The organism is Gimesia sp., assembly GCF_048260065.1.
Taxonomy (GTDB): Bacteria; Planctomycetota; Planctomycetia; order Planctomycetales; family Planctomycetaceae; genus Gimesia.
The window spans coordinates 1-19,568 of sequence record NZ_JBLXHC010000035.1; the positions used below are offsets into that span (position 1 = coordinate 1).

24 protein-coding genes are annotated in these 19,568 nt (G+C 48.5%); 17 read left to right on the top strand and 7 right to left on the bottom strand.

Going from position 1 to position 19,568, the window contains the following annotated elements; translation table 11 throughout:
- From cas5c to ACN0YN_RS30600, 4 genes are all read right to left on the bottom strand, one after another.
- The coding region (gene cas5c, locus ACN0YN_RS30585) for a type I-C CRISPR-associated protein Cas5c (RefSeq protein ID WP_417388663.1) at positions 1-635 on the bottom strand (635 nt) is incomplete at its 3' end.
- A 15-nt stretch (positions 636-650) separates the two neighbouring features.
- The gene (gene cas3 / locus ACN0YN_RS30590) at positions 651-2,975 is read right to left on the bottom strand and encodes a CRISPR-associated helicase Cas3' (RefSeq protein ID WP_417388664.1); all 2,325 of its coding nucleotides are present in this window, start codon (positions 2,973-2,975) and stop codon (positions 651-653) included.
- Positions 2,968-3,981: a helix-turn-helix transcriptional regulator gene (locus tag ACN0YN_RS30595; protein WP_417388665.1), complete on the bottom strand. Its 1,014-nt coding sequence runs from the start codon at positions 3,979-3,981 to the stop codon at positions 2,968-2,970. The genes cas3 and ACN0YN_RS30595 overlap by 8 nt, the downstream gene beginning before the upstream one ends.
- A gap of 230 nt (positions 3,982-4,211) precedes the next feature.
- Entirely contained in the window at positions 4,212-4,892 is a 681-nt protein-coding gene (locus ACN0YN_RS30600) for a hypothetical protein (protein ID WP_417388666.1), read from the bottom strand.
- A 312-nt stretch (positions 4,893-5,204) separates the two neighbouring features.
- Here ACN0YN_RS30600 and ACN0YN_RS30605 point away from each other — a divergent pair, with 312 nt between their 5' ends.
- The 4 genes from ACN0YN_RS30605 to ACN0YN_RS30620 are packed head-to-tail and all read left to right on the top strand — an operon-like array spanning position 5,205 to position 7,631.
- Positions 5,205-5,573: a DUF1257 domain-containing protein gene (locus tag ACN0YN_RS30605; protein ID WP_417388667.1), complete on the top strand. Its 369-nt coding sequence runs from the start codon at positions 5,205-5,207 to the stop codon at positions 5,571-5,573.
- On the top strand, positions 5,570-5,764 hold the full coding sequence (locus ACN0YN_RS30610; protein ID WP_417388668.1) for a DUF2997 domain-containing protein: 195 nt from the start codon (positions 5,570-5,572) through the stop codon (positions 5,762-5,764). Before ACN0YN_RS30605 ends, ACN0YN_RS30610 begins: the two co-directional genes overlap by 4 nt.
- A gap of 42 nt (positions 5,765-5,806) precedes the next feature.
- Entirely contained in the window at positions 5,807-7,285 is a 1,479-nt protein-coding gene (locus ACN0YN_RS30615; RefSeq protein WP_417388669.1) for an AAA family ATPase, read from the top strand.
- A gap of 25 nt (positions 7,286-7,310) precedes the next feature.
- On the top strand, positions 7,311-7,631 hold the full coding sequence (locus tag ACN0YN_RS30620) for a hypothetical protein (protein ID WP_417388670.1): 321 nt from the start codon (positions 7,311-7,313) through the stop codon (positions 7,629-7,631).
- Here ACN0YN_RS30620 and ACN0YN_RS30625 read toward each other — a convergent pair whose 3' ends face one another.
- Entirely contained in the window at positions 7,632-7,853 is a 222-nt protein-coding gene (locus tag ACN0YN_RS30625) for a helix-turn-helix transcriptional regulator (RefSeq protein ID WP_350199153.1), read from the bottom strand.
- 75 nt (positions 7,854-7,928) lie between these two features.
- Between ACN0YN_RS30625 and ACN0YN_RS30630 the strand changes: the two genes are divergently transcribed.
- From ACN0YN_RS30630 to ACN0YN_RS30660, 7 genes are all read left to right on the top strand, one after another.
- Positions 7,929-8,282: a hypothetical protein gene (locus ACN0YN_RS30630; protein WP_417388671.1), complete on the top strand. Its 354-nt coding sequence runs from the start codon at positions 7,929-7,931 to the stop codon at positions 8,280-8,282.
- Between the two features lie 61 nt (positions 8,283-8,343).
- Positions 8,344-9,300, top strand: a complete 957-nt coding sequence (locus ACN0YN_RS30635) for a hypothetical protein (RefSeq protein WP_417388672.1) — start codon at positions 8,344-8,346, stop codon at positions 9,298-9,300.
- Positions 9,301-9,302: 2 nt separating this feature from the next.
- Entirely contained in the window at positions 9,303-9,548 is a 246-nt protein-coding gene (locus ACN0YN_RS30640) for a hypothetical protein (protein ID WP_417388673.1), read from the top strand.
- 93 nt (positions 9,549-9,641) lie between these two features.
- Positions 9,642-9,863 (top strand): hypothetical protein, encoded by a 222-nt coding sequence (locus tag ACN0YN_RS30645; RefSeq protein WP_002643608.1) that lies wholly within the window; start codon positions 9,642-9,644, stop codon positions 9,861-9,863.
- Between the two features lie 4 nt (positions 9,864-9,867).
- Positions 9,868-10,089 (top strand): hypothetical protein, encoded by a 222-nt coding sequence (locus ACN0YN_RS30650; protein ID WP_417388674.1) that lies wholly within the window; start codon positions 9,868-9,870, stop codon positions 10,087-10,089.
- A 22-nt stretch (positions 10,090-10,111) separates the two neighbouring features.
- Positions 10,112-10,396: a hypothetical protein gene (locus tag ACN0YN_RS30655; protein ID WP_417388675.1), complete on the top strand. Its 285-nt coding sequence runs from the start codon at positions 10,112-10,114 to the stop codon at positions 10,394-10,396.
- Between the two features lie 53 nt (positions 10,397-10,449).
- Positions 10,450-10,773, top strand: coding sequence for a hypothetical protein (locus tag ACN0YN_RS30660; protein WP_417388676.1), 324 nt, complete (start codon positions 10,450-10,452; stop codon positions 10,771-10,773).
- Here ACN0YN_RS30660 and ACN0YN_RS30665 read toward each other — a convergent pair.
- Entirely contained in the window at positions 10,758-10,928 is a 171-nt protein-coding gene (locus tag ACN0YN_RS30665) for a hypothetical protein (RefSeq protein WP_417388677.1), read from the bottom strand. The two genes, ACN0YN_RS30660 and ACN0YN_RS30665, sit on opposite strands and share 16 nt — an antisense overlap.
- 59 nt (positions 10,929-10,987) lie before the next feature.
- Between ACN0YN_RS30665 and ACN0YN_RS30670 the strand changes: the two genes are divergently transcribed.
- A complete protein-coding gene (locus ACN0YN_RS30670) occupies positions 10,988-12,070 on the top strand; it encodes a hypothetical protein (protein ID WP_417388678.1) in 1,083 nt (360 codons plus the stop codon).
- A gap of 570 nt (positions 12,071-12,640) precedes the next feature.
- Complete coding sequence (locus tag ACN0YN_RS30675) at positions 12,641-13,306, top strand: HesA/MoeB/ThiF family protein (RefSeq protein ID WP_417388679.1); 666 nt, start codon at positions 12,641-12,643, stop codon at positions 13,304-13,306.
- Between the two features lie 18 nt (positions 13,307-13,324).
- Here ACN0YN_RS30675 and ACN0YN_RS30680 read toward each other — a convergent pair whose 3' ends face one another.
- Positions 13,325-14,767 carry a tyrosine-type recombinase/integrase gene (locus ACN0YN_RS30680; protein ID WP_417388680.1) on the bottom strand — a complete coding sequence of 481 codons (1,443 nt, stop codon included), beginning with the start codon at positions 14,765-14,767 and terminating at the stop codon, positions 13,325-13,327.
- 356 nt (positions 14,768-15,123) lie between these two features.
- Here ACN0YN_RS30680 and ACN0YN_RS30685 point away from each other — a divergent pair, with 356 nt between their 5' ends.
- The 4 genes from ACN0YN_RS30685 (at position 15,124) to ACN0YN_RS30700 (ending at position 19,477) form a co-directional block, all read left to right on the top strand.
- The gene (locus tag ACN0YN_RS30685; RefSeq protein WP_417388681.1) at positions 15,124-16,242 is read left to right on the top strand and encodes a hypothetical protein; all 1,119 of its coding nucleotides are present in this window, start codon (positions 15,124-15,126) and stop codon (positions 16,240-16,242) included.
- Positions 16,243-16,661: 419 nt separating this feature from the next.
- Complete coding sequence (locus ACN0YN_RS30690; RefSeq protein WP_417388682.1) at positions 16,662-16,904, top strand: hypothetical protein; 243 nt, start codon at positions 16,662-16,664, stop codon at positions 16,902-16,904.
- Between the two features lie 217 nt (positions 16,905-17,121).
- Positions 17,122-18,339 (top strand): recombinase family protein, encoded by a 1,218-nt coding sequence (locus ACN0YN_RS30695; protein WP_417388683.1) that lies wholly within the window; start codon positions 17,122-17,124, stop codon positions 18,337-18,339.
- Positions 18,340-18,418: 79 nt separating this feature from the next.
- Positions 18,419-19,477: a hypothetical protein gene (locus ACN0YN_RS30700; RefSeq protein ID WP_417388684.1), complete on the top strand. Its 1,059-nt coding sequence runs from the start codon at positions 18,419-18,421 to the stop codon at positions 19,475-19,477.
- The last annotated feature ends 91 nt before the right edge of the window (positions 19,478-19,568 follow it).

The following is a 19,568-nucleotide window of genomic DNA, read 5'->3' on the forward strand; positions in this document are numbered from 1 at the left end:
GGAGGAACTTCGATCACACCATCATTCATGACAGCGCGGAAAAATCGGGGAGTACAATCGTCATCAAAATCGATGTCGTGCAGCATGTAGCCCAACTCTTTCTGTCCCTGCAGGGACTCAGGGCAGGCAGTAACTTCTGATGGGTCCATCCATTCATAATCACAGGAGAATTCACGGCAACCCAGATAGGGTTGTTGAAAGTGCTGCCCTTTCTCGACCCGTCGTTTGAACATCTCAAAATGTTTCTTGGGGTGCTCCGTTTGTTCCAGAAGCTCGAAGTGGGCTTCGATGACATAATCAACATTACACAGGACAATCGCCGCACGCTGTTGACGATCTTCATCTACATACAGTCCCAAATGCCCCTTACCCTCATTCATGGACTTTTTGGGGCCATTCACAGAGATCTTACTTGCCACTTCATTTCGTCGAATATTCATGAATCGAATTGGAGCAAGGACATGAATACGGTCAACACACCAGCGAATTTGTGGTTTCCAGTAGATTGCTTCGAGAACACCACGTGCGGCAGACGGAGTTATGACATCATATGAGACCCGCTCCACTTTCATTTCAGGGCGGGTGAAACAGGCGTAGTCCCCCCACAGACGAAGTGAGACAGATGTATTTTTCATGTGTTATCCTTTCATTCAAAACACAGATTGCGAAACATCCAGAATCCCTGCCTGCTGAGGCATAAATCCTAGATAATTAAAGTCATAGCAACTCAAATTTATCAGTTCGAAATAGCCTGTCGGTTGCCCTTCAGCGTCTAATAGTTCAGAGATGTCTTTTCCCAGCATGGTATGGATCGCGAATTGATTCAGGCCAACCGTATAACGCTGCAAGATTCGCAGTAATTTCCGTTTTTGCATGGTGGCGGTTATCTGATCGGGGGACATCAGACTGGCTCTTAACCGAGAAAGTGATTGGCGAGATTTTTCATCGAAGGGAATAAACACAGAGGTTTGATAATCATCGATAAGGCGAAATCTTTTTGCAGCTTCACGATAGTAGAATTCCGGAGTGCCATCTTTGAGAGAGACGCGGAACTGATCCAGGATATTGTTTTTATCCCATTCTTGTTTGTGCGACCAATAGTTTAAACGGAAGTATTGATTGATCGCAGGGAGAGATAACCAGCCATGACTGTGAAGTGGACTTTCTGTGTCGTGCATCATTGTTAGAGTCGTCTCAGCAGTTCGTTTGAGATAGCCACCTAGTCGCGTCCAACCATCTCCCGTTGGTTCAAAAACATTGACGTCGGCTGAATCGAGTTTCCCTTCACGGTTACACCGACCGGCTGCTTGTGCAATACTGTCCAGACCAGCGATCGCTCTGAAAACGACAGGGAAATCGACATCGACGCCTGCTTCAATCAGTTGTGTACTGATTACACGACATGACTTCCCCTGAGCGAGTCTGGCTCTTATTTCGTCCAGTTTCTGGAACCGATGTACGGCACACAGATTCGTGCTCAGTTGATAGAGTCCTTCAGATGCACCCTGTTCTTTCAGATGTTCAAATAATCTGGCCGCATCTGGTTTGGAATTGACGATACAGAGAAAACTGTCATGTGTTATCAAATTACTCAGTAACGACTCTTGCGAAACGGGACCCAGTGACCGAACTTCGACTCGTTTCATTTGATTCGACAGTGCATCCGGTGCCGGTATGATTTCTCTGACGCCTTTTAGCCCAATGTCAAACTGCTCCCGATACGTAATAGCTGGCTGGGTTGCCGTACATAAAATAATGGTACAACCGTAATTCGTGACCAGTTCCTGCAACACCTTGAGACAGGGTTTCAAAAACTCAACCGGAAGCGTTTGTGCTTCATCAAGAATTATGATTGAATTGATCAATCGATGCAGCTTTCGACAGCGTGATGGTTTGGCTGCGAATAGCGATTCTAACAGTTGGACATTCGTCGTTACGATTAGAGGAGCATCCCAGTTTTCTGTTGCCAGTCGGGAAGCATACTTTTCCTGTTCAGGATCGACATTTGAGTGATGTTCCAGAACGACATCTGTATCGAGTGTATCGAACAGATTACGAAACACATCGGCGGTCTGTTCTACAATACTGGTAAAAGGAATGGCATAAATAATTCGTTCTTTTTGATGGCATCGGCGATGCTTTAGCGCAAACGCCAGACTGGAGAGTGTTTTTCCTCCACCCGTAGGTACAGTCAAGGAGAAGAATCCGGGAGCTTCCTCGGCTTTTTCCAGACATGAATTCAATATGCTTCGACGGATTTCAGAAATTCTGGAATGCGATTGACTACATTTGTTTGCCAGCTCCTGATGCAGTGATTCTTCCATGGCTGTCCATATCGCATTATCCCAAAAGGCTGGTCGATAATTTGTGCGATCGGGAGACATGAACTCTTCTGTTGCCAGGTAATCACTGTCTACCAGACAAGAGAATAGCATGCGATTCCAGAACGCAAGTTGAAAGGGGAAATCAGAACGTCTAAAATTTATTTCAGGCAGGACTGGTAATTGCATTTGATGAATCCGCTCGGGGATCTCATCCAGTGAAATTAGAGTCGATGTATCACTGAGGCGTGCAGAGAGCGAAGATGCTCTCCCCGGTTCTGCATTGTCGTCTGCATAATCAGGCAGACCAGCGTGGTGCCCCATAATGCAATATGCAAGCAAATAGGTCAGTGGTTTTTCATTTGGTGATGGGAATCTTTGTAGGGCATGCTGAGCACCAAAACTGGAATGATTCACACGACTGTTTTCTTCCAAATGCAAAAGATAACCATTCGCCTGCATCAGATAAGTCTGAAATCGGGAATCAAATTTTCCGAGATCGTGCCAATATCCCAACAGAGCGCCCCAGTCCGTCGCATTTAGTTTTGCAGAGAATACCTGTGCATATTTAGTTACCAGCTCCAGATGTGCTTCCAATGGCTCCCACTCTTCAACGGGCCGGTCCTTCAGTGAATGGCCGAAATATTCAGTCATAGGAACGATCTCCTAAGGAATAAGAGTCGATCATCAGGTCCAGTTCCTCGCGAATAGTCTCCACCAGTTCGTCAGGTTCCAGTACTCGGGCATGTCGTCCAAAACTGAGGAGCCAGGACCGAATTTCTTCAAATCCGGTCAATTGATATTCTGCAATCACCGAACCATCATTGTTGTAACTGAGATGTTGACTTGTATGAAATTTCTTTTCCTGCAGGATTCTTACTACAGGGGGAGAAAAGCGAATTCGAATGATCTGGGGAGCACGCTCTTCAGCGAAGATACCAAATGAATGCTCCAGATATTTGGCGGGATGGAAGTCTTTGGGACGTTGAAAAGTCATCAAGTTTGGTTGCACATCTACTTCCGAAATTCGATCTACTTTAAAAGTCCGGATTGCTCCGTGATCCAGCGACCAGGCAATCAGATACAAGGCGCCTTTATGAAAGATCAGGGCGTAGGGATGGATGTCGTACAATGTTACAGGTTCAGTTGAACGGAGAGACTGATATGTGATCACGGTTAATCGATGATCTTCAATCGCCAGCATCAACTGATCAATCAGTTCAGCACGCTCCGCATAATTAACGATGTGATGATTTGTCAGATGGACGGCCGATGCCAGTTTTTCGAGAAATCGAACTGCAGGGTCGCTGAGGGCTGATTTGATTTTCTGATAGGCGCTGTGAGATCCCTGCCAGAAGAGAGTGCCCGCCATCAGTTCCAGGAACTGTCTTCCCAGATATAGGGCCGCCGTCTCTTCAAGAGTAAACTGTAATTGGGCAATCCCCACATTTCCTACAATTTTCCAATGCTTTTTGCCATGAACAGTGGTCATTTCTGTTACGGGAAAGCCGACTGATTTCAGTACAAGAAGGTCGCGTGCAATCGTGCGATTTGAGACTTCTGTTTCTTGAGCTAATTCCTGCAGCGTGACTCCCTGTTTGCGATGAGAGAGGATCTGAAGCAATCTCCATTGACGCATCAGTTGAGCAGATTCAGCCATCTTGAGCCCTTACGTGGAATTGTGAACCAGGTTTCTATTAGACAGTAGTGTACTGAATGGTCTGGTCAGATCATGTCGCACGTAGCGCATGTCCACATCATGCTGGCGAGATGTGGAAAGAAAGTCAAGCAGGTGCAAAGAGTTTCCTACTTAGTGAAGCCTATACTTCTATCGGAATTGCAGGGTTTTGCATGTTGGCAGAATTAAAGTAATTGTGATTGAATTCCTCTTCAACTCGATGAACCATTTGAAGGTGGGTAACAAAGTGCTCCCCATTCCTCTTCTGATCCATTCTCAATATAGACCTTCAAAAATGTTGGTAGCAGGCAATTCAGCATCATAACACAATGCTTCAATGAAGTACGATTGAGTTTACCACCGTGTGTTGCTGCACCGTGGATCAACTGGCAACGAATCAGGTATACACGTTCCAGACTTCGTTCGAGTATTAAAGCCCACCGTTTTTCCAGGTACCAGGTGCGCGCATCAAATTTCGATTTGCGTGCTTGCTTTGCCCGTTTGGGAGAAGGTTCTTTCCAGTAGTAATTACTCAGATACTCATCATCCAGAAGAGCCATGACGAGTCGCTTGTGTTCAGTTAAGCTACCGCTAATTACCTGTTGTTCGTCAATTCTAAGAATGGTATCACAAAATATTCTCCAGCTTTCACGGTCCGGACAGGGATCATTTTTCCTCTGATCCCATTGGCCATACAACGCATTAAAGGCAATCCACTGGTTGATCAGGGCCATGTCGTATTGCTGGGTAGAGATAAACTTCTGAGCTTGATCTAGCCAACTGCAAGCTCGATGAAATCGGATTGCCGTTGGGTGATCAGACTGTATTTGGTAAAGACGTTCCTTATGTGGTTTCCAACATCGCCGAAGTTCACGAACAGAAAGCTGTGTCATTTGTAAAACTCCTTTGTTGAAAATTTTTCTATTGAATGCAGAGCTCAACAAGTAATCTTCTTCATTGGATACTTAAATGTATTCTTGAGTAAAATAAACACCTTTGTCCGTTTTTGTTCTATAATTGCTAAATCCAGATGCAAAATGCGGCATATAAGGTGAGTCCACTGGCATAACTCTCAGCGACTCCCATTTTCAAGCATCTCAGCCCGTTGAAGTCCAATTTGAACCGGTCTTCAGCGGGCTGTTTTCATTTCAGGTCCATCCCTGATTCTTTCTCTTACATATCTTTTATCACAGGAGACATCCACCATGTCGCACATCGTGCAGATTCAAACTGAAATCCGAGATCCCGTTGCGATCCGCGCTGCCTGTGAGCGGCTGCAGTTACCACCACCCGTCTTCGGAGAAACCCAGCTCTTCAGCAGCACTGCCACCGGCTGGGCCGTGCAGTTACCGGAGTGGCGGTATCCCGTCATCTGTGATGTCAAAACAGCTCAACTCGCCTTTGATAACTTCGAAGGTCGCTGGGGAGCGCGGCAGCAACTGGATTTATTCCTACAGAGTTATGCCGTCGAAAAAACCAGACTGGAAGCCAGAAAACGTGGCCACACTGTGCTGGAACAGCCACTGGAAGACGGTTCCATCAAACTCACCATCCAGGCAGGAGCAGCCGTATGAACCAGACCATCGAAATCATTATCTCCGCAGACGGCAAGTCCCGCATCGAAACCAAGAGCTTTACCGGCAGCGGCTGTCGCAGCGCCAGCCAGTATCTGGAACAGGCCCTGGGACAGCCCACTTCAGAACAACTCAAACCAGAATTCCATCATGGTGTTTCTGAACAAGAGCACCTGCAGGAAGGGTTTTGAGTTGGTTGCTATTTACCGATCCTTAATTTACGGGAGACTTTTATGACTCTTACCGCAACATTTTCAGAATATATCCGTGCCTGCTTCACCGGTATCTGGATTGAAAGCCACGAACATCAGGAAGCATTGGCGGAACTGATTCAGCGCTGCCAACAGGAAGACTGGCGATTAGCCAGCTGGGACATCGACCAGGGATTCCAACTCGCAGGAGAAACCACCGAGGCCGGGAACACGGATCCCCTGGCCGCCATCAAAGCCGTCAACGGACTGGCGACGCCGGAGGGTACGGCCATCCTGGTACTGCAGAATTTCCATCGATTCATCCAGTCCACCGAAATCATACAGGCCCTGGCGCAGCAGATCCTCTCCGGAAAACAAAACCGGACCTTTGTCGTGGTGCTCTCCCCGGTAGTGTCCATTCCTGCCGAACTCGAAAAACTGTTCGTGGTTCTGGAACATGAACTCCCGGATCGATGTCAACTGACTGAGATCGCGCAGGAAATTGCCACGGAACCAGGGGAATTACCCGAGGGATCTCAACTGGAAACCATCCTGGATGCAGCCAGCGGATTGAGCCGCTTTGAAGCGGAGGGGGCGTTTTCGCTGTCACTGGTACGACAGGGAAAGATCACTCCCGCTGCGATCTGGGAACTGAAAACCCAGACCCTCAAAAAATCAGGTCTGCTGACGCTACACCGCGGGGCAGAATCCTTCGAAAGCCTGGGAGGACTGACTTCTCTCAAAGAGTTTACGACACGAATCCTGCAGCCAAATGAGCGTGGCCTGCAACCGCGGGGGATCCTGTTACTTTCGCCTCCCGGCTGCGGCAAATCCCAGTTCTGTAAAACACTGGGGAATAAGGTCGGTCGCCCGGTCCTGATCCTAGATGTGGGTGCTCTCTTGGGTTCCCTCGTCGGGGAATCCGAAAAACGCACACGGCAGGCGCTGCAGATCGTGGATGCTATGGCCCCCTGTGTGTTGATGATCGACGAGATCGAAAAAGCGTTCGCCGGTGTGGGGAGTTCCGGCCAGAATGACAGTGGCGTGTCAGCTCGCATGTTTGGTTCATTTTTGTCGTGGCTCAATGACCATACATCCGATGTGTTCGTGGTGGCTACCAGCAATGATGTGACAAAACTGCCCCCCGAGTTTGGACGCAGCGAACGCTTTGATGGCATCTTTTTCCTGGATCTGCCAGGCCGGGAGCAGAAGGATCAGATCTGGACGCAGTATATCCGGTCATTTGGACTGACCCCGGATCAGGAACGACCTGAGGACACTGACTGGACCGGAGCGGAGATCCGCAGTTGCTGCCGCCTGGCAGTATTACTGGATGTCCCCCTGCTCCAGGCCCGCCAGAATGTAGTCCCTGTTGCTGTGACAGCCGCGGAATCGGTCGCGCGTCTACGAAACTGGGCCAGTGGTCGCTGCCTGGATGCCGACCGGCCTGGCATCTATCACTGGGAAAACCCACAACTAAAGTCCCGCCGAAGCCTCAAGCACCTGGCTTCGATCAACTGACCTGCCCGTTATAGAAAGGAGCTCCATGCTCACACCACAGAACATTCTGCTGATTACCGCGGCACTCCAGTTCTGGGTAGAAGAGATGGATCCCAATGAGAGCCAATTGTTGAAAGTCTACTCAGGTGATCCAACCGCCGATCAGATCTGGACTGCGGATGAGATACAACAGCTGAAGAGCCAGTTGGCTTCAGCCCACTTGAAATATGCTGTGACCAATCCCGCGGGAACAGAGTTCCTGACTAGCGATCTGTTTTCAACTCAGCAAGCTGCCGAGCAGGCCAGCACCGATACCACGTCTCTGCTGGTGACTGTCATGCTGCCAGAGCCCCTCGAGAGCCTCTGATCAGACCCCTTCCATCAGCTCTGCCACGCTGATCCCCAGCGTATCGGCGATTCGCTCGATATTCCGCAGAGCGAGGTTCCGTTCACCGCGTTCAATCCCGCCCATATAGGTCCGATCCAGCTCACAGGCGTAGGCGAAATTCTCCTGGGAATAGCCCTGCTCTTTCCGCAATTCCCGGACCCGCTCTCCAAATCGCTTCAAAATGTCTGCTCGTTTTGCCATGCGAGCATTTAACACTTGACAGCGACGATATTACCACGGACTATAAGTATCACATATACAACATACACCTGGAGAATGATGATGCTCAAAACAGTCAAAACCTTACTTGCCGTCCTGATGTTTAGTGGTCTAGTGAGCGTTCTGTTCATGTGCGAATCCGACGCCCGTAAAGTCGCGAAGTCGAAATCGCTGATTAATCAACACGCGATCACTGCCATGTCACAAAAAGATGCCGTGGCCACTAATAAAACAGATTTACTAGATGCATGGGGGCGTCCTATTATTTATACGTTTGGACCAGATATCGTCGTTGGTATGTCATCCGGCTTTGACGGCAAGATAGGAACTGACGATGACATCATCGTGATTATGAAATCAAAAGTTTTAACAAAAACTGATTCAAATCATTTTTTAAATCACACTCACTGAATGCCGCTTGCCCTAAACAGGTCACGCGGCTTTTTTTATTCCCCTTTCTTAGAGGAGCCTTATGAGCCATTCCATTCTTGAAGAACCACAGACCGCCCCTTCGGTCAGCGCCGCTGCAACGCGGCTCCGAACAACGATGGCGGCTGCCCGACTCAGTTTTACCTGGCTGGGGGTCCGCAAATCCCTGACAGCGTCTCAGAAGGACCAGGCCGCTGATTCGTTTGGTGCCGAGGGCAAATTTCTTTCTGCCGGAAAAAAACTGTTGGACACCTCACACCCCGCGTTCAAAGTTGTCACGGCAGTGCGGGGACGCGCTGTTGCCTACTGGAAAGGGGTCTCGCTCCCCTATCCGGAGTCGGGCATCCGCCTGATCAGACAGTCTGAAATTCAGGACTTTGATCAACGTATGGCAGATTTCCGGGACGAACTGGACGAAGCGGTGACTGATCTGGATCGCCACTTTGATGAACTCCGGTCCGCGGCCCGGGAACGACTAGGAGATCTGTTCAATCCGGCTGACTATCCCCCGTCTCTGATCGGCATGTTTGCCATTGAACACGATTTCCCTTCTGTAGAACCGCCCGCCTACCTGCAGCAACTCAGCCCCGCACTCTATGAACTGGAATGTCAGCGGATGCAGCAGCGGTTCGATGCAGCAGTACAACTGGCCGAGCAGGCTTTTCTGGAAGAGATCTCCAAACTGGTCGAACATGCCAGTGAGCGTTTGAGTGGCCAGTCGGACGGCCGCCCCAAAGTCTTCCGGGATACGGCGATCACCAATCTGACTGAGTTCTTTGAGCGGTTCCGGACTCTGAATGTCCGCTCCAACGAGCAGCTGGATGCGCTCGTGGACCGCGCCCAGCAAATTGTCGCTGGTATCAAACCCCAGCAACTGCGGGACAACTCGACTCTGCGGCAACAGGTAGCCAGCCAGCTGGCTGGCGTGCAGTCCTCCCTGGACGGACTGCTCATCGATCGACCGCGGCGAAATATCCTCCGCCGCTCTCCACAGGAGTAAACATGGACCTAATTGTCACACAGAGCGGAATGATCCGCTGTATCTATGATGAGACTATCGAACTGCTGCCACTGGGGACACCTGAGATCAGCCGGGGCTCACATGTGGAACCCACGCCCGACGGTTTATGGACGGCCGATCTCTCACCCGTAGCCGGCCCCTTGCTGGGACCGTTTCACCAGCGTTCTGCCGCACTGACCGCAGAACAGGACTGGCTGAACCAACACTGGCTGTTGACCGGCCGGTGAAGTAACTCTACCTCGCATGGTGCGGGGTGGTTGTGTTTTTCTCACGACCATCCTGTGCGGGTGGTCGTTCTGTTTTTTAACAAGGAGCAAACGATGACCCCACGAGACCTGAACCGTGCGGTGGCAAATGCAACTGGCGAAGATCTGCGCGCCATACAACAGCGGGGCTTCAGCCTGGCTGATCCTCTGGAAGTGAACTTTGATCCGGAACCGGACAACCGTCGCCCCCAGATCGTGGACTGGGATGCGCGGGAACTGGAACGAAACGTCCCCCTGTTTCACCAGCCCTTCGGTCGGTTGCCAGGGCTGGTTTAAGCCGGTGGCAAATCAACAAAATGATCCTCAATCGTCAGAACTGATCAGAGTCTGTCTTCGCTATTCCAGCCTCGGATTGACGGTCTGTCTGCTTACCGGCTGCTTTCTGGGATGGCCCCTGTTACTGGCAGCGACTGGTTTGATCTGGGGCATGTGGCATTTCTGCTTTCAGACGTTGAGTGCGCAGGCCACTGACGACCACCGGAAGCAGGGGCAATCCAGGTAAACCTTTCTATTTCCAAGGAGCGATGATGATTCAACAGAATCGCCCGGTGGTTTCGCTGGGTTTGGTACTCGCCACACAAAACGCCCTGTCGCAATTGCCCCAGCACGAAATCCAAAGCGCCCTGGCCCGGCACTGCTCAGGTGACTGGGGCGACTGCTGTCCCGCTGATGCGGACGCCAATAACGCGGCCCTGCAGACGGGAGACCGGCTGCTTTCAGTCTACCACACGGCTGACGGCATCAAGTTTTGGATCATCACGGTCGCAGACCGCTCGGTGACCAATGTATTACTGCCAGAAGATTACTGATACCACACTCGCAGATGCGAGATCCCCATTTCATTTTACACAAGGAGTTCTCTATGCAGATTTTATTCATCAACAATGACGGTTCCGGATTTGCTGATCAGATCCAGATCGAGGCCGGTACCTCGGTAAAAACGTTGTTTCAGCAGCGGCTGCCTCACGGGCGTCCGCAGGACTACCTGATCCGCGTGAACCGCCAGCCAACAACCGCCGGTTATGTGCTGCAGGAAGGTGATCGTGTTTCGATTACTCCAACCAAGATCGAGGGTGCGTTAACCCATTCGTCCCCGCGTGTAACCTGCATTCCATTCCCCAAACTGAAAGGAGCCCGATGGGAGCCCGACAACGCCTTAACAGCTTCTACTTATTTGCCGTCCTGATCGCCGCCGCCATGCTTGGTGGGGCTGCCCAGTCCTGGTTGCTGTTCCTGATCAGCGCGGCCATCATGACCACACTGCTGATCCATGGTGGAGACATCCGCCCTACTCCTCAAACGCGCCGCAACAGTCGTAAGCGTCGCTGAAGTTGAACTCATTTTACAGAGGCCACCTGTCATATCAGGTGGCCTCGTTTCTTTTAAGGAGAACCCTTTCGATGAACCGACAACAACAGCGGCGGCTCTGGATCCGGGCCGCTGCAAAAATTCGAGAACAGTACCAGCCGCGGTTGACTGTTTTCCCCAACGTCAATTCTCCCCCGGTAGACCAGTGGACGCGGGTCATGAGTTTTTCACGACTGCTGTCAAAAGCCCAGCAGTATCACTATCCAGCTGCCTTCGCATTTTGTCTGGTACAATATCAACAATCCATGGCTCGGCTTATCCAGGAATTAACTGCCTGTCACAACGAGATCACCACGATCAAACGAAAGCCAGAGATTCCCTCCCTGCGGGATCTGGTCGATGAACTCAGTTCTCTGTCGGACGAATTTGAGAATACATCCATCTACTGGTCGGAACAGGAAATCGTAGTTCGTACTCCGCCTGTTGTCCTGCGAGAAATCAACCTGGGCGAATTTGAAATCCGGCTTCGCTGGTGTGAGCTCGGTGATCCCCAACCCTATCGGATCATTTCGCTCTCTCAAACCGGGACGGACGATGTACATCATCCCCACGTCCAGGGAGACACACTCTGCGAAGGGGAAGGAAAAATCCCCATCAGTCAGGCACTGGCAGAGGGCCGACTGGGAGATTTCTTTCTACTGGTCCAGCAGATCCTGCAGACCTACAACCCGAGTTCCGCGTATGTCCCCCTGGATCGCTGGTGGAATTCATCCTGCGCTGACTGCGACGATTCGATGTCCCAGGAAGAGAGTCGCCCCTGTTCCATTTGCGAACACCAGATCTGTGAATACTGCCGTCGCAATTGTACTACTTGCGGCAATCACCTCTGTTCCAGTTGTGCTGACACCTGTGAGACCTGCCATCACACGTTCTGTCGCGATTGTCTTTCTGAATGTGACGCTTGCAGTGATTGCTTTTGTCGTTCCTGCCTGTCTGATCAAACCTGTTCATCCTGTCTTGAAGAAGCGAAGGAGAATGAAGATGCCTTGTCCGAGGAATCAACCCCTGACGCGCCGCCTGCTGCAACGCCCCCGTCAGAAACGCCCGAAGCAGCGCAAACGCCGCACGCTCCGATTCAGCCCGTATGCCTGGGCCAAACTGATCTACCTGCGTGACCTGGGGCCAACCGAAGTGGGTGGTTTTGGAATTATTGAACCAGACGATCCGCGGTTCGTGACAGACATTGTTCTGATCAAGCAGATTTGTACCGACGTGACTGTGGCATTCGATGATACCGCTGTCGCTGATTTCTTTGACGACCAGATTGATGTCGGCCGTCATCCCGAAAACTTTGGCAGGATCTGGATTCACACGCACCCCGGAAATTCGGCACGCCCCAGTCAGGTAGATGTGGAAACCTTCGCCCGCGTGTTCGGGAATTGTGACTGGGCGGTGATGTTTATTCTAGCCCGGAATGGTGCCACCTACGCAGATCTAAAACATGCCGAAAAACCCAGAGCTGAGAAGCTGTCGGTCGGCATTGATTTCAAGTCAGAGTTTTGCGGCAGTAATCAAAGTGCCTGGGAATCGGAGTATCTGGAGTGTGTGCAGGAAGCACCTCTGCCGCCGTTGTGGGATCTAGCTGTATGTTTTGAGGACTAATTTGTGTATTCAGAACAGTGGCCTGTGTTCCCAATCTAAGTACCCCCATAAATTACTACTTTGAATTAGAAAAAGGAGAGAACATGAATCTCGTATCCGATCGTTTTGTCCGCCAGTCAGGACTGGTGCCTCAGGAAAAACTCAAACCAATGACCGTCACGGTCATTGGCGTAGGGGCCATTGGTCGTCAGGTGGCTCTGCAGCTGGCAGCCCTGGGAGTACGGCGGCTGCAGTTGATCGATTTCGACCAAGTTGAACCAACTAATATTACCACACAGGGCTACCTGGAAGCGGATCTGGGTCAATTCAAAGTGGAAGCTACAGCGCGTGCGCTGCAGGCCATCGATGCGGAACTGGAGATGGAAATCATTGCGGATCGTTTTCGGCCTGGCCTGGTGATGGGGGAAGCCGTATTTATCTGCGTGGATTCAATCAGCAGTCGGGCTGCCATCTGGCGGGCATTACGAGACCTGTGTTCGTTCTGGTGCGATGGGCGGATGCGAGGAGAGGTTCTGCGAATCCTGACGGCCGTTGATTCGAAGTCGCGGGACCACTATGACACGACTCTGTTTACCCAGGCGGAAGCTCAAACCGGTGCCTGCACTTCTCGCAGTACGATTTACACGGCCAGTATCGCTGCGGGATTGGTGCTGCATCAGTTCACGCGTTGGCTGCGTAGTATTAGCACAGAGCGTGATCTAACCTTCAATTTATTGGCCAGTGAACTTAATCTGGAATCTCCAGTTTAAAATATAGGGAGTATCATTTCAGGCTGCTTTTTCACGCGGTTGGTCAGCAACTCGTTTTACCACGATGTCCACAAGTGGTTGAAACTCACGTGCGATTGCAGCCTGAAAATGCTCCCGTAACTTATCCAGATGGGTATAGTTGGATATCGCTGCCTTACTGAATGCATGCCCCATCAAATATTTTCGATAGTACTCCGGCATCCCGGCATTCATCATGGCTGTGCTAAACAGGTGTCGGAAATCTTTGAGCGTCGCCTGAGGAGGCCAGGAAAGCTGGCCCGCCAGACGATGAAACTCATGTTCAATGTGATCGTACTTGAGTCCACCGGCATCCTGTAGTAGCTGATCACGGATTTGCAAGCCCCGTTCAGCAGAAAGATTCAATATTTTCTGACAGCGTTTCTTGTACTTCTGCTGCAATTGTTCCAGTGAAGCATTAACCAGGTAGGGCTTCTCCTTACCTTCATATACAGCACGACGCTGAAATAATAAACCGGCTTGCTCTTCCTTAAAAGTGTTACCCAATAATGATTTCAGTGGCTCGAGTAGAGGTAATCGTTTATCACGTCTGCCCTTAGTTGTGTATCCGAGTTGGGGTAAACAGATCACTTTCAACCAGTCATCACCGGTGAGATTTTCATGGAACAGAAAACAAGGCTCGGATGCCCGTAGCCCATAAAAAATCAGAAAAGCAAATATGGGGAGCTGAAAGCTGTCACACTCTGACAGCAACTGACCGGCCATTGATACCGTTATTTCAGGGTCTCCAAAGAGATCTGGTTTGACACTATTTGACTGACGAACTTTCCCCAAATAGGGATTCCGAAAGCCACCTGGCATAAGATTCCCTCCATCTGGGTCTGCGGCCCAGACGTACATACTTCTCACCACATTCAAAACATATTCAGGAGAAGCCATAGATCGCTTCCTGCTGTTAGGATGCCCGTTCGGTGTGATCTGCAGGTTATTCAAATATGCCTGGAACTGTAAAGCCAGTTCTCTGTTCACATTAGTGGCTGAAGGATAAGTTGCTATAACCGATGATTGTTCGATAAAACTCCGATAATGCTCCAAAGCAGAATGGTACCGCGTGACTGTTTTAGGGGATATTTCTCCTGCATCTGCCCTGATTTGTAGATGCTGCTTGTACTGCTGCAGCAAATAACTGTGACGCAAGGTCCCCCTGCTGGCACCGGAAGAGCGAAAATGTTTAATGCGCTCATCGATTTCCCTGGCACGCGAAATGGCAGCTACTAAATCCCCATCCACACGTTCTGTCAGATTTTTCTTGGCAGACGGATCCCAGAACTGAAGACGATAGTAATCATTTTGATGGTAGATGCGCACTTTCTCAGGGGGTGCAATCCCCCCGGGAAAATCATTGACGCGAATCCATCTGTGTTTTTCTCGATATTTATTCCAAAGATTTTCATTTTTTTTCTTCTTTATGCGAGTGTTCATATAGATACCTCGTGGGGAAACAATCTTAACTTTTCCCACTAGGTATTTGCGCAAAGCCTGACCGGTATTTTATTACTCGTATGTAACTTCATAAGACGTTTGACCTAAAATACTAAGATGAATATCTGGTTGTTGATGAAAATATTTTCGTTACAAAAAAGATACTCTGATTCAGTCCAACATAATTATGACTCGCTAGCATTCAGTCCTTAATAGGGTATCTATTTGATGATTCGATCCCATTTAATAAGAAACCTCTGATAGCCAAACCCTATTTTTTTATTGACTGTTTCAAAGGTGATGGTGCATGATTCCGAAAGCAAACCAGTATTTTTTGTGTGGAGAACTCCGATACGATGAGTACCTCAATAGAAACCATAGAAGTAGAAATAGATTTAAGTAAATTTCCAGAAGTGCCAAGGAATAACCCTCTGGCAATTACAGAAAGGAGAAATGGTCCGGGAAATGTTTTTCGATTTTCTCTGAAGCGAAAACAATCGATGCTGGGTAAGCTTGAACTTAACCAATGGTGGATGGATAAACGAGGGCTGTATGGCGAGAGAAATAAAGTGTCTGTAAACCGAGAAGAAATTATTAAGTTTTTCTGGGCTCTTTGCCTATGTCAAGGCAGTGCTTTTGACGATCAGGCGGTCCAGGAATCGTATATCCTCGCGCGGTTATTGCAACATTCCCGCAGTAATGGTTCACGGCGGGTTTTTGCAGATGCTTCTATGGAAAACAGTTGCTCCCCAGCAGAACTCAATGAATTAAATCAGTTACTGATCTCGGTGAAAAATGATAAAATGAGTCCATTCGATTTTTATCGAAACACAGCAAATTTACTGGGGCCGCCCGAACATACGGAAGAAGAAAATGATCGATATCAGGAGATGGTTTCAGAATTGATGCAGAGTGCCTGTTCCGCGTTAACAAACAGAGATTTACTCGGCTATCAGGAAGCTGAAGAACAGTGGATCCAATATATGAAGACAATCGGGCGACGGAGAGGAAATCAGCTTGAAAAAAGTGTCTTAGACGTTTTGTCCTATGAGGCGCGGTCAGCATTTCATCGGTGTTACTCTCAGGTATGGCAATATATTCTGCTTCATCTCTCAAGACTGTTTAATTTGTCGGATAATTCAGTTCTGTTTCATCAATTATGGCACCTCGACATAATCATGCCAAGCAACGAAACTGACAAAGCAAACTTCCATCTTTTTCATGGACATATCTTTGGGTTACACCCTGCAGGGAGTGACTTTATTCGAACTCCGACCGGGCAGGAAATTATAGGCGACATAATACTGAATCCTGAGGAAGATGATTATCATCGAAGATTTTTAAATGGTTATTATTTGGCCTGTTATAAGTATGCAGACCGGCATCAGGTGAGTAGGGAACTCCGACGGCAGTCCGCTCAGAATATGGCAGATAATTTTTTTACAACAATACAATCTCCGGAATTGGAAAACTGATCTAATTGAATCTTAAGGATCAGGAACATTTTGAAAAGCAAAATTTTTTTCTTCAACTTAAGCTTGTGCAAATCACTTCACTATCTGAGCAGTATCGCTACATCTTTCTTGTGTATCATCATTTCTTTGGATGATCTTAGCTGGTTATAACTTCAACTACTATTTAGTAAATCAGCATGCACTAATATAGCTCAGCGCTCTCTCCGACAAGATTCTCATTTAAATCACTTCCAACACTGATCCTCGCTGCACTTCGTAAATTCGAGCAATTTATGTTCGCAGCACTTTTCCAGCTTGGATTTCTTCTCCCGCTCAAAGTAAAGGAATCAGAAGTAAGCGAAGAACATCCCTCTCTCTATTACCAAACTGAATATTTTCAACTCAGGAACGCCATCATTTTTCTTTAAAAGGAGATGTATATGACAGCAAAATTGTCTGATAATCTGAGTACAAATCTCATTATCCCAGAAGTACTCTCATCCAAAAATAATGACTTAGACCGCATTGCCGCGCTCATAGCAAGTGGAGAGATCAGCCTCTTAGCAGAGATACCAGATCACCAAAGAATCGAGGTTATAGAGCTTGTCCGAGATCAGCGTCGAAAACATCTAATAAAACTGATAGCCATGACATTGGTGGACAACCTGGCAGCAAAAGCCTAGGCAAGATTTCTTTTCTCATATTTGCTTTCGAGTCGCTAATTCCAACCATGATTCACTTTGAAATTTAAAATATTACCTTGCGCGCAAATGCCTAGTATCTGTCTGGCACAGCTCAGATCAACTCCTAATCAGGTGTTGTAATCCAGCTTCGGCACTTGATTCTCAGACGAAAGCCAAAGATATCAATGCCAAATTCTCAATTATGAGGAGTGAGTTAATGCTATTATCCCAATTTGGCAGAAACCCAAATCCCCGTGTCGCCGTCTATTTGCGTATGTCTGGCAGCCGACAAAATCCAAGAAGCCCTGATCAGCAACTGGCAACGATCAGAGAAACCCTGAATCGACTAGGGCTTAACTGGCAGGTTGTTGCCACCTATCGCGATGATGCCATTTCGGGTCGATACTACCGGAAACGGGCAGGATTTCAGAGGATGCTTCGGGAGCTAAAATCCGGAGCCTTAAAAGCAGATTATATTCTTGTTGATACTTTTGAGCGTTTGTCGCGTGCCGAGGATAACGCTGAAATTCGTCGAAAGTTAGCCAAAGCCGGTGCTCTGGTGCTGACTGCAGACAGTAATTTTTCTGACCCAAGCAGTGTGTCTGGCCGCGCACTTTCATTTCTGGAGACATACCGCGCTTCTGAAGAGTGTCGGTTGAAGGCCCACAACGTCTTACGCGGAAAGAAGGATTCTGTTCGGCTGAGTTATTGGCCCGGTGGTCCTGCACCGTTCGGGTTCAGGTTGCAGAGCGTTATGATAATGCGAAACGGTGTTGAGGAAGTCGACCACCGTATTCTTGTACCAGTGCAAGAACTGAAGTGGATTATTCTCTTGATTTTTACTTTGTCTGCAGAGGAGAACTTAGGCCCGCTTCGAATCTGTAAACGGCTCAATAGTCATCCAGATATACCGGAGCATCTGAAACCTTTTACGGAAGCGACTGTTGCAAGTATCCTGTACAACGAACTCTATTACGGAGAAATGGTTTGGGGTAAAAACTGCACCGGTATTATAGAAGACGTTAGGGTCCGCCAAAGTCTCCCCGAAAATGAATGGGAACGAAACTCAGAGTTCTGTGAACCCATTATTTCCAAAGAATTATGGCAACAGTCAATGCAAATGATACAGGCTCGTCGAACCAAGACTACTGCTTCTAACTCAAATATTTGTAGCACTTCAGTGCCACAGCCACGCGGGGTCGCATTAAAGTATCCGCTGTCGGGTCTGGTGATCTGCTCATCATGCGGACGCTCGATGGTCTCATCGTCAAGCTCAGCTTATACCACCAAATCCGGTGAGAAAAACAGTTATGCTTCATATGGTTGTCCTGGATACCGATCTGGAGCATGTGAAAACGAACGACGAGTTCCAGAATCCTGGCTGCGAGAAACCGTTATCACGCTTGTTAAAGACAGATTATTTCCAAGTGAATGATAAATAATTTTTACATTAAGTGTGGGTGACGGCACAATGCCGTCACCCCTCATTAATTTGAACTGAAAGGAATCAACGGATGGATATTTCTTCAAACTTGATTATGTCACCGACTTTTCAAGAAATGCTAAGTCAAATTCAGATGCAATTAGAACAGGGACGCCCAGGATTATCTGAACAACAAGAGATCCTGCAAGCTGAACTCACAAACCTTAACCAAGCTCGCAAAGGGTGGCTAATGTCATTGGCTAACCCGGACTTACCCTGCGAAACCAGATCTGCCTTAGAACTGGAACTTATGGAAACAACTTCTCGGACTCACCAGATAGAAGCTAAGATAGTTGAACTTAATTCTGCCAGCTCACAAGCCCAAGCAGCTTTAGACCCAGTAGTTGTTGCAGAAAAACTGGAAAATTTAGCCGAGCTTCTGGAAGGAAACCACGCTTCAGCGATGAACGTTGCTTTGTCACAACACATTGACGGAATCTACTGCGACAAAAACGGAAAAGTTGTCGTCCGCATGACCCTACTTGGCGCGCTGGCCAACCCTGAAGCATTGATTCCTATACTATCAAAACCAGACATAGAACAAACCGGTACTACCGATTTGAACTCAAACATTCCCGGAAACTGTAGCAGGCGCCGAACGAGACGCAATTTGGGAGACAGCTTTGAAGACGATGATGAAGGAGAGCTTGCAAACGATCACGCTGTGAATCCTTTTCGTTACGCTACGCTGGGAGACGAATGGTTTACGGAAGACGTCTTTCAAATTCCGGAACGACCGCTTAGCTGGGCAGCTGCTCACTCATGTGAAGTGGCAAAATATCGATTACAGCATCGTGCTTCTATGCAAGCCACTGTCAATCATTTTGGTAAGACAAAGCCAACAATCCAGAAAGCTTTGCAATACGCAAAAGAGCATTTCGGAATAGATGCTTTGGGAAGATGTGTCAGTGAGTCTACTCGTAAATATTGGGCAAAGGACCATGCGCTGGAAGTTGCCCAATTTTTCCGTCGTCCTGGGGCTAGTATGAAGAAAGCTGAGGCTATTTTTGGCAAGTCACAACCAACTCTCACCAAAGCAAAGCGTATGGCAGCAGAGATGGAATTGTCTTCTGTAAAAGCGTCAGACTAAGAAAGCTAAACAGACTAAGGCAAACCCTTTTCTGATTCATTTTCACTAGTATGCAGTTTTTATGATCTGCTGGCGGAAACATTGCCCGTCA